General features: G+C 22.7%; 11 protein-coding genes (1 of these 11 only partly in view). 5 read left to right on the top strand and 6 right to left on the bottom strand.

Annotation, left to right across the window (positions count from 1 at the left end; translation table 11 throughout):
• Positions 1-20: 20 nt before the first annotated feature.
• From ACTTAS_RS07710 to ACTTAS_RS07695, 4 genes are read right to left on the bottom strand one after another with little or no spacing between them, the layout of a single operon-like run.
• Positions 21-1,166, bottom strand: a complete 1,146-nt coding sequence (locus ACTTAS_RS07710) for a hypothetical protein (RefSeq protein WP_440678966.1) — start codon at positions 1,164-1,166, stop codon at positions 21-23.
• Entirely contained in the window at positions 1,163-1,840 is a 678-nt protein-coding gene (locus ACTTAS_RS07705; protein WP_440678965.1) for a hypothetical protein, read from the bottom strand. Before ACTTAS_RS07705 ends, ACTTAS_RS07710 begins: the two co-directional genes overlap by 4 nt.
• Entirely contained in the window at positions 1,837-3,060 is a 1,224-nt protein-coding gene (locus ACTTAS_RS07700) for a glycosyltransferase (RefSeq protein WP_440678964.1), read from the bottom strand. The genes ACTTAS_RS07705 and ACTTAS_RS07700 overlap by 4 nt, the downstream gene beginning before the upstream one ends.
• Positions 3,061-3,071: 11 nt before the next feature.
• Complete coding sequence (locus ACTTAS_RS07695) at positions 3,072-4,388, bottom strand: PQQ-dependent sugar dehydrogenase (protein ID WP_440678963.1); 1,317 nt, start codon at positions 4,386-4,388, stop codon at positions 3,072-3,074.
• 171 nt (positions 4,389-4,559) lie between these two features.
• Between ACTTAS_RS07695 and ACTTAS_RS07690 the strand changes: the two genes are divergently transcribed.
• The 5 genes from ACTTAS_RS07690 to rfbG are packed head-to-tail and all read left to right on the top strand — an operon-like array spanning position 4,560 to position 8,622.
• Entirely contained in the window at positions 4,560-5,288 is a 729-nt protein-coding gene (locus ACTTAS_RS07690) for a sugar phosphate nucleotidyltransferase (RefSeq protein WP_440678962.1), read from the top strand.
• Complete coding sequence (locus ACTTAS_RS07685; protein WP_440678961.1) at positions 5,279-5,764, top strand: dTDP-4-dehydrorhamnose 3,5-epimerase family protein; 486 nt, start codon at positions 5,279-5,281, stop codon at positions 5,762-5,764. The genes ACTTAS_RS07690 and ACTTAS_RS07685 overlap by 10 nt, the downstream gene beginning before the upstream one ends.
• Positions 5,765-5,771: 7 nt before the next feature.
• Positions 5,772-6,617, top strand: coding sequence for an NAD-dependent epimerase/dehydratase family protein (locus ACTTAS_RS07680; protein ID WP_440678960.1), 846 nt, complete (start codon positions 5,772-5,774; stop codon positions 6,615-6,617).
• Positions 6,614-7,549, top strand: coding sequence for a glycosyltransferase family 2 protein (locus ACTTAS_RS07675; RefSeq protein ID WP_440678959.1), 936 nt, complete (start codon positions 6,614-6,616; stop codon positions 7,547-7,549). Before ACTTAS_RS07680 ends, ACTTAS_RS07675 begins: the two co-directional genes overlap by 4 nt.
• An 8-nt stretch (positions 7,550-7,557) precedes the next feature.
• Positions 7,558-8,622, top strand: coding sequence for a CDP-glucose 4,6-dehydratase (gene rfbG, locus ACTTAS_RS07670; RefSeq protein ID WP_440678958.1), 1,065 nt, complete (start codon positions 7,558-7,560; stop codon positions 8,620-8,622).
• Positions 8,623-8,711: 89 nt separating this feature from the next.
• Here the strand turns inward: rfbG and ACTTAS_RS07665 are convergent, their stop codons facing one another.
• Positions 8,712-9,740 carry an acyltransferase family protein gene (locus ACTTAS_RS07665; RefSeq protein ID WP_440678957.1) on the bottom strand — a complete coding sequence of 343 codons (1,029 nt, stop codon included), beginning with the start codon at positions 9,738-9,740 and terminating at the stop codon, positions 8,712-8,714.
• Positions 9,733-9,768, bottom strand: the 3' end of a protein-coding gene (locus tag ACTTAS_RS07660; RefSeq protein ID WP_440678956.1) for a hypothetical protein. It continues 1,134 nt past the right edge of the window; 36 of the gene's 1,170 nt are visible here — the last part of the coding sequence; the start codon falls outside the window, past its right edge; it ends in the stop codon at positions 9,733-9,735. Before ACTTAS_RS07660 ends, ACTTAS_RS07665 begins: the two co-directional genes overlap by 8 nt.

Here is a 9,768-nt window from a genome sequence, read left to right as displayed (position 1 = left end):
GATTGTTATTTTTAATATATTTATTTGCTGTAGTTTTTATACATGCTTTTATAAATGTTTATAGCAATTTTTTCTTTTTCATTTTTCGACTGAAAAAAATAAACAAAGATTAATGAGATCATAAATACTGAGAAAGAACCGAATATAAATTGGCTGAATAATCCTATAAAAAAAACAATATTTAATAGTAAATTTCTGAATGTTAAATTTAGAAATATAATAAAAATTAAAAAAATTATTATAAATAATTCTCGACCGTATTTAAATACAGAGAATTGAGGCAAATCATTAGTGATTGAAACAGAGATCATGTAGCAAAGATGTATAAAAATTAGTGAAATAAAGAATTTTTTTAATTTTATATTCCTAGTATAAAAATACAAAAGAAACAAAAAAAAATATGAGCTAAAGTATCTAATTATTTCGTCAAAACTCCAATTTTCAATAAATATATAATCTAGTCTTAATCTTATTAATTCTTTTGCAACATTTAAACTATCACTTGAATTAGTTAAATTAATATTACTTAAAATAAATAATAAAGTAATAGACAAACTTACAAATAAAAAACAAAAATTTATTTTATTAAATTTTCCTAAATATAAAATACTGACCAGATAAAATGGAACTACAACAGGTAAATGCATCAGAGATGAAATTGTTAATAAAATTAAGCTAACATTGATTCTATTTTTTAAAAAAAAGTAGAAACTTAATAGTCCTAAAATAAATGGTGTAGATCTGTAATTAAAGCCAATTTCATGAAAGTTAGCTAATGCTCCAGAAATCCAAAAATTTGTGCAAGAAATTAAAAGCCCAAATGAAAAATATTTTACAATATCAATTTCAAAATTGAAATGATAAAATATTTTAAACATTATATAAAAAAATAAAAAAATATTCATTATTTGAAACAAATAATAAAAAGTTAAAGGATCATATTTTATTAAATCTCTGATTTTAAAAATTAGGAAATACCACAAGCTTTTTTTCCAAGATTGTGAATAATAAAATAAATCATCATCTAGACTTAAATCTTTCAACCATAAAATGTAATGCGTCCAGATCTGATCATTTGGATAACTATAGACAAGACCAACTCTTAAAATATAAATTAATGAAAAAAATATAGCAAAAGCTAAGATATATTTATTTGATCTTGTCATAAATAAGCTAAACACAATTCATCTTTGCAAAAAATTATTTTATTTTTTGTCAAATAGTTTTTGTGATCAATAATATATTTTATTTTTTTTTCTTTTAATTCATTCAAATAATTATAGTCACATGAAATCTTTAAATCTAAGAGTTTAAATAGATCATATAAATATTTACCCCTAGATTTATTTTCATTAATTTGTAAACTTTGATTGCAGTGATGGTAGTTATAAGAAATTGAATATCTCTCTTTATATTCTTCTATAAAAGAATCTTTGGAATAATAAGCAATACCTAATGCTTTTGTATCAATATAAATTGGATTTTGGATATAAAATCTTAAATCATTAAAATAATCATCAACTAATAATATTGAAACATAAATAGAGGAATTTGGTTCGTTTTTTAAAACCTTATACAACTCTTTAATAAATTGGATTCTTTTGGAAGTCTTAATTTTTGAAAATGGCAAACAGTTCTTTTTTTTACATTGAATGTCAAAATCTTTAACAAAACTTCCTCTCAGAACTATTGGTTCGAACGAAAGATAATTAATTGAAACTGCTTTTCCAACAATACCTAAATAACTCTCATTGTTTAACACTTTAAAATAAATAATATTAAGGGGAATTGATAAAATTATGCCCAAAATAATAACTTTTATCTTTTTATGAATAATCATTTATTTAGTTTAATTAAATTTTTATAAACTTTATTCATTTTTCTTGAAATAGTATAATAATCATATTTTGAAACTGCACTACTTCTGCAAAAAAACTTTTTTTTTTTAATTAAAGAATTATCATTAATTAACTTTATTAATAATTTTGAAAAACTTAATGTGTCAAAAGAAGGTATCAGCCAACCATTTTTATTTTGTATTATAATATCTTTTAATCCACCTACACTAAATGCCACAACAGGAACCCCACAAGAAAGAGACTCGGTTGCTACTTGGCAAAACGTTTCTGATCTTGATGTTATGATAAGTAAATCTAAATTTGAATAAAACTTTAAGATGGATTTAGATGAATTAGTTTTGGGATATTCAAATATTTTTAAATTTTTATTTTTTAAAACTTCAGGATTTAATTTATTTTTAAAATTATTATCTCCAATAAAATGAATGTTAATTTTTTTTTTGCATCTATGAATAGTTTTATTTAATATATCTATAAATAAATCAAACCCCTTATGATATTGATTCAAACCATTAACTGAGTAGCCTATATTTATTGTGTCTAAATATTTTATCTTTTTTTTAATTTTAAAATAACTTGTATCCAAAGTGTTTGGAATAATAAGATTATTTACTTTAAATAATTTATTTTTTTCTTTCAATTTAGATTTCACCCAACTTGATGGTGCTAAAAAAAGAGAAATTTTTAATTTTTGTTTTTGCTTATAAATAAAATTATCTATGATTTGCTGAAAAATATTTTTTTTTTGTTTATTTGATGTTTTATAATTAATGTGTGCAGTTGGCAAAATTGGCCACAAATCATGTAATGTCCAAACGACAGGAATTTTAAATTTATTAATTTCTTTTATTGATACCGTATTAGAAGAAATATAATGTAGATGTAAAATATCTGGATTAAATTTTTTTAATCTCTTATTTAGATCTGTATCAAAAAAGTTAAACGAGTGTATTGATTTGGAATTTATATAAACTGTTTTTCTCAAAATTATCTCTATAACTCTTGAAATCAAAAAAAATCCTCTGTTTGTTAAGTTTTGAGGAATTAATTCAGACGTTTTTTTCCTTTTATCTAATACAAATAATCTAGAGTTTATTTTAAAACTCTTCAAAGCTTGATTTAATCTGTATGCAGCTATTGCAGCTCCACCTTTAGAGTCTGAATAAGATATGTGTGCAACTTTATAAGTTTTATAAACCATAAATTCAAAAATTAATTTAAAAAACTTTCAATTTCAAAATATGCAATGCTTGGAGTGTTCTCTAGTAAAACAACTAATTTATTTTGAAATCTAATTAAATCTCTAACTCTTTCGCCAACATCGTATTTCTGTTTTATGATTAAATTATTGTTATCAATTATTTCTAAAATAAATATTTTTTTTTCCTTAAGAGACGCAAGAGCAAATATATTATTTTTAATCTTTATTATTTGAGATATCCCTATAGCATCTTTGAAATAAAACAAAGGCTCTTTAAAGCCAAATTTTATATGAGGATGCTTTAAAGGCGCATAACTTCTGCTTTTTCCATCATAATGTTTTCCATAAGAAACCTCTGGCCAACCAAAATTTTCAATAGATTTGTTAATTTCATGTAAATTAATTTCATCTCCTCCTTTGGGGCCATGCTCGGTAGAAATTAAAATATTTTTATTTATTTTTTCAAAACCTTGAGGATTTCTGTGACCCATAGAAACAATCTTGAATGATTTATTTTTCAAATCTATGTTTATTACTTTTCCAAATATACTTTTATTATCTTGAGCCAATTTCAAACTGTTAAAATCACCAAGAGTTAAAAATAGGCTATTTTTACCACTTGGAAGCAATCTTCCACCCGATTGATGCTGCCTGAATATATCTTGATTAAAAATTTTATTTACACACTCATTTGGTGAAAAAATTTCTTCAAAATTAAAATTTTTACTCTCTTTGCCTATATCTGCACTAAGAATACTTACATTAAAACAATTTTTTTTGACCTCTTTAATAAAAGAAACATATATCTTATTACGATGAACTAAAATATCTTTAATTCCAAACCCATAGTCTAAATAAAGTGCTCTCCTATTGAGGAAAGTTTCAATATTATTATTTGCATAAAAAACTTTATTTTCTGTTTGATCTCTAATACTACTCAAAAAATTTTTAACAATTAAAATATCACCTACTGAAGAAAATATAATTAAGTCATTTTGAAATTTTTCAATATAATGAGCACTTGCAGTTAAAATTTTTTTTTCACTTGGATTTGGATTAAAATAGTTTTTGTCACTTGTTATTACCCATGGTAAATTAATTTTTGATTTGAAGATTATCAATTCACTATTATTTTTACTTTCTATTTTGTCAATCTCAATTGGCTCCAGAAAAGAATAACTACTACTTTTAATAATATCATTTTTTATATCTTGAAGTTTAAAAAAGTATTTATTTTTGTCTCTTTCCAACGAATGTGATTTGGATAAATAATGTTTACCTATCTCTTTCCATTTATGAGGAATAAATTCTTTTAAGGAATTCTTCATATAATTTCTAGAATAAGGGATCATTATCAAAGTTAATATTAACAATAAAAATATTGAGAAATATAATAAAAAACGTTTTAATTGCTTGTTCATTAAAAACGAAAATCTTGCTTGTTAGATTTTATATTTTTAGTACTAAGATATTATAATATTAATTATTAAATATAAAGTATGAAATACACTAATAGTCTCCACAATACAAAAGTTTTAATATTAGCTGGTGGATTAGGAACCAGGTTTGCAGAGGAAACAAATAAATTACCTAAACCTATGATCAAAATAGGTAATTTTCCAATACTTTTACATATAATTAATATTTATAAAAAATATAATTTGAAGAAATTTATTATACTTGGTGGATATAAGGTAAAATATATAAAAAATTATTTTAAAAAAAAAAAAATTAAAGATTTAAATATTGAGGTTTTAGATACAGGCATCCATTCAAATACTGCTGGTAGGCTCTATAAACTAAAAAAAATATTAAAAGATGAAAAATTTTTTTTGATGACTTACGGTGATGGTGTTGCAAATATTAATATAAAAAAATTAATTAACTTTCATATTAAACATAATCCACACATAACTATGACAGCAGTAAAACCATTAGCCAGATTTGGTATAGCCAAGATCAAAAAATTAGTAGTTGAAGATTTTTATGAAAAACCAAAAGGAGATAACAATTGGGTAAATGGGGGTTTTTTTGTTGTAGATCCTGTTGTTTTGAAATTAATTAAAAACTCTAAATCAGTTTGGGAAAAAGATATAATGCCAAAAGTTGTGAAAAGAAAAAAATTATTTGCTTTTAAGCATAATGATTTTTGGTATTCAATGGATACCCTTAGAGATAAAAGATTTTTAACAGATCTCATAAAAAAACGTAAAGCAAAATGGCTGTAAAAAAAAAAATTAATAATTTTTTTAATAATGCAGTTAAAATTTATAAAACTAAAAAAATTAAAGACAATAGAGGTTATTTAAAAAAACTATACTCAGATAGTGATGGAATAAATGATTTATATATTTCAATTTCAAAAAAAAAAGTTTTTAGAGGAATTCATTACGTTGAAACCAACAAAAAAATAAAAAAAAATATTTACTGCCTAGGTGGAGAATTTGTCTCTATTTTTGTAGATTTAAGGAAAAATTCAAAAACATATATGAATGTCAAAAAATTTTTGTTTAATAAGAACATTTATATTGCAGAAATCAATGGTAAAATTGGGCATGGTATGCTTTCATTAAAAGATAACACATTACTTATGAGTTCAGCAAATATTAAATATAATCCAAAAAATGAAAAAGTTTTAAATTGGAAAAAAATAAAATTTAAATGGCCTTTTAAGAATTTAATTTTATCTAAAAAAGACACTTAATTAACATATGTATAATAAAAATTACTTTATTACTGGTGGTAGTGGTTTTTTAGGTAAGAACTTTATTGAAATTTTAAAAGAAAAAAAATTGAATAATAAAAAAATTTATATTTTATCAAGAAAAATAAATAAAAATTCAAAAAATTTATTTTGGATTAAGGGTGACATAAAAAAAAACTGTATAAAGTATTTTAAAAAAACAGATACAATTTTTCATTTTATGACAACTTTAAATAGCAAATCCAGTTTAGAAAAATTTCTAAATTTAGACTTTATTGAAACATTTAACTTTTTTGAAAAAGCAAGAAAATGTGGTGTCAAAAATTTTTTTTTTATTGGCAGTTCATTTGAAATAGGATTGAATAAAAAAAGTAAAAATCTGTTATCGCTTAATCCTATCAATGATTATGCTTTTACCAAAACTTTGAATTTGATTTTATTAAAATGGTGGTCTAAAAAATATAACTTAAATGTTAACTATGGAAGAATATTTCAAATGTATGGAAAATATGAAAGTACTGAGAGACTATATCCATATGTGTTGAGTCAAGCAAGAAGAAATAAATCTGTAATATTAAAAAGACCAAAAGATAAAAGAGATTTTATTCATGTAACTGATGTTTGTGAAACAATTTTTAAAAATACTAAAAAATTTGATAATTTTAGAATTATCAATATTTGCAAAGGTAAATCTCAATCTATAGAGAATTTTTCAAAAATGATTTGGAAAAACTACAACAAAAGTAAAATTAAATTAAAATATTGGAGTAAAGTACATAAACCTTTAAAACACATTTATGGAGACAAAAAAGAAAAAAAAATAAAAAACTTCAAAATTGAATTAAAAATATGAAATTAATATCTTTTGTTATTCCAGTATTTAATGAGGAAGATAATATAGAATCAATCTCAAAGAAGATAGTAGAGATTTTTTCAGCTAATTTTAATTATGATTATGAATTTATAATTATTGATAATAATTCAGTGGATAATACTGAAAAAGTTTTAAGAAATATGTGTGAACAAGACAAAAAAATTAAGGTCATACTTAATAGATCAAATTTTGGATGGTCTCGATCGCTTTTTCACGCTTTAAAACAGTGCAACTCTGATGCGACAATCGTAATTGCTGCAGATTTTCAAGATCCTCCTGAGTTAATTGTGGAGATGATTAAAAATTGGGAAAAAGGTGAAATGCTTGTTTTGGGTGAAAAAGAAGGATCTGATGAAAAATTCATTATGAACTATATGAGAAAAATTTATTACAAATTTATTAATAAATTTTCTGACCAAAAGGTTGAGGAAAACGTCATTGGATTTGGTTTGTATGATCAAAGTTTAATAAATTTATTAAAAAAAATTTATGATCCAAATCCTTTCTTGCGAGGCATAGTCAAGGAGCTAGGTTATAAAATTAAAAAAATAAAATATCACCAGCCTAAAAGAAAAATGGGGTTAACTAAATTTAGTTTTATGGATCTAATTGATGTTGCATTAAGTGGAGTAGTAAGACATTCAAAATTATCAATCAGAATATTTACTTTATTTGGATTTTTTATGTCATTTTTATCTATAATAATTGGTATTTATTACTTACTGAGAAAAATTTTTTTTTGGAACACATTTGAAGCGGGTGTGGCTCCATTAGTAGTAGGATTTTTTCTTATCAGCTCTTTTTTAATTTTTTTTATGGGTTTAATTAGTGAATACATTTTAACTATACTTGATTTTCAAAAAAAAATACCCAATGTCATTGAAAAAGACAGAATAAATTTTGATAAATAATTTAAAGAATGAAAAATTTTTTTACAAATAAGAAAATTTTAATTACTGGACATACTGGTTTTAAAGGCACATGGCTCTGTCAAATTTTACTTTTATTTGAAGCAAGAATTTTAGGTATTAGTAAAGATAAATTTGATGAAAGACTTTTTAAAAGCTTAAATATACATAATCGAATTCATAAAAGTTTGAAAATCGATCTAACTAATTATGCAAAATCAAAAAAAGAAATTTTGAAATTTAAACCTGATATTGTATTTCATTTAGCAGCACAGTCACTTGTTATACCAAGTTTAATCGAACCCAAGAAAACTTTGGATAACAACTTAAACTCATCAATAAACATATTTGAAATTTTAGAAAAAACTAAAACAGTTAAATCGTTTATCTGTGTTACTTCTGATAAGTGTTATGAAATTAGTAAATCTAAAAAAAATTTCAAAGAAAATGATAAATTAGGTGGAAGTGACCCATATAGTATTTCGAAAGCTTGCACTGAGCTAATTTTTAACTATTACAAAAACGAAGCAATAAAATTGAAAATTGGATATGCCTCTGTAAGAGCTGGTAATATAATTGGAGGAGGTGACTTTACAAAATTTAGACTAATTCCTGATATAATAAAAGCAAATCAAAATAAAAAAGAAATTGTTTTAAGGGATCCAAATAATATAAGGCCATGGCAACATGTTATAGATTGTTTATTTGGCTATTTAACTCTCTCAAAAAAGATTTATGAAAACCCTAGAAAATATTCTGGTTCTTGGAATTTTGGCCCAAAAAAAATAGGCATGAAGGCAATTGAATTAGCCAACTTAATCAAAAAAAATAAAAATTTTAAAAGTTTAAAAATTAAAGTTATCAAAAATAAGTATAAAGAAACAAACTTTTTATCATTAAATACAAATAAAAGTAATAAAATACTTAAATTTGAGAACAAAATTTTAACAAATGAAATGATCAGAGTAACATTAAGCTGGTACAAAAAATACTATTCATCAAGAAAGGAAATAATTTTTTTTTCAGATACACAAATACTAAACTATATTAGTAAAACAAATAGATATTTAAAATAGAAATTAGGTTATAAAAAAATTATTCTAGGTTTGTGATTTATTAACATAGAGAGATTGGTTTGATTAAGTGTTTTCAAATAAAATTTTTTTTATTTAATTCTTATTTTATTTTCTATAAATTTATACATTAAGATCGATGCTACTATACCAATAACTATGTATAAAATTGTAAGAGCTGTATCTAAAAAAAAATTGTATTGAGTAATACCTGTATAAAAATTTATATTAATTATTTTTAAAAATTGATTTAATATATAAAATGCTACATGATGGATCATGTAAAAACTGTAGCTAATAGTGCCAAAATAAACCAAGTATTTTTGATTTAATAATTTATAAATATAATTTTCTTTTTTTTGAGTAGCAATTAATAACACAATTGAAGAATAAATAATATAATTTGGAAGAATTGTATTGTAATAAATTATTAAAGAAATTATAGACAATACGAAAAAATCGTTAATCCTAAATTTAATTTTCTTAAAGATTAAATACATTAAACTGCCAACTAGGAAGTATCTTAAACAATCTAAAAGTAAAAAGTTTACGTAAGGTTTTAAAAAATGTGACACTGAGTCAAAAAAAATAACATAAAGTATTACAATAATTGAAAAAACAATTTCATTATTTTTAACGCTTAAAATTATCAATGAAAATATTAAGTACGTATAAAATTCAGTCGATATTGTCCAAGCTGCAGCATTCCATGACAGATGGTAACCCATATTAGTCACTGATTGAGTTAGGAATATGTGTTGAAAAAAATCTAGCTTTGTAAACCATTCTGATGGTTGAAATGCCTTTTGTTCATAACTAATCCCAAGCAAATCTACTAAAAAAATTTTCCCTATTTGAATTAATAGAACCAGAATAAGAACAAATATATGTACTGGATATAGTCTAAAAAATCTTTTTTTTTTAAAATTTATTAATGAATTCCAATCTTTAATTTTTTCAAAATAGTTTAAAGCAATTACAAAACCACTCAATGAAAAAAAGAAATACACACCAAGCCAACCACTTTCTATATGATAAAAGCTTAATGCTGGAAGATGAAATAAAGCAACAATAAGTGCCGCTATCCCCCTTAAACTTTCTAAATTATTAATTTTATTCATTATGTTTTAAATAAATTTTTTCATATAA

Origin of the sequence: Candidatus Pelagibacter sp. HIMB1611 (assembly GCF_052047715.1) — a bacterium.
Taxonomy (GTDB): Bacteria; Pseudomonadota; Alphaproteobacteria; order Pelagibacterales; family Pelagibacteraceae; genus Pelagibacter.
The sequence above is the reverse complement of the archived record's forward strand: the minus strand, read 5'-3'. Positions and strand labels throughout refer to the sequence as shown.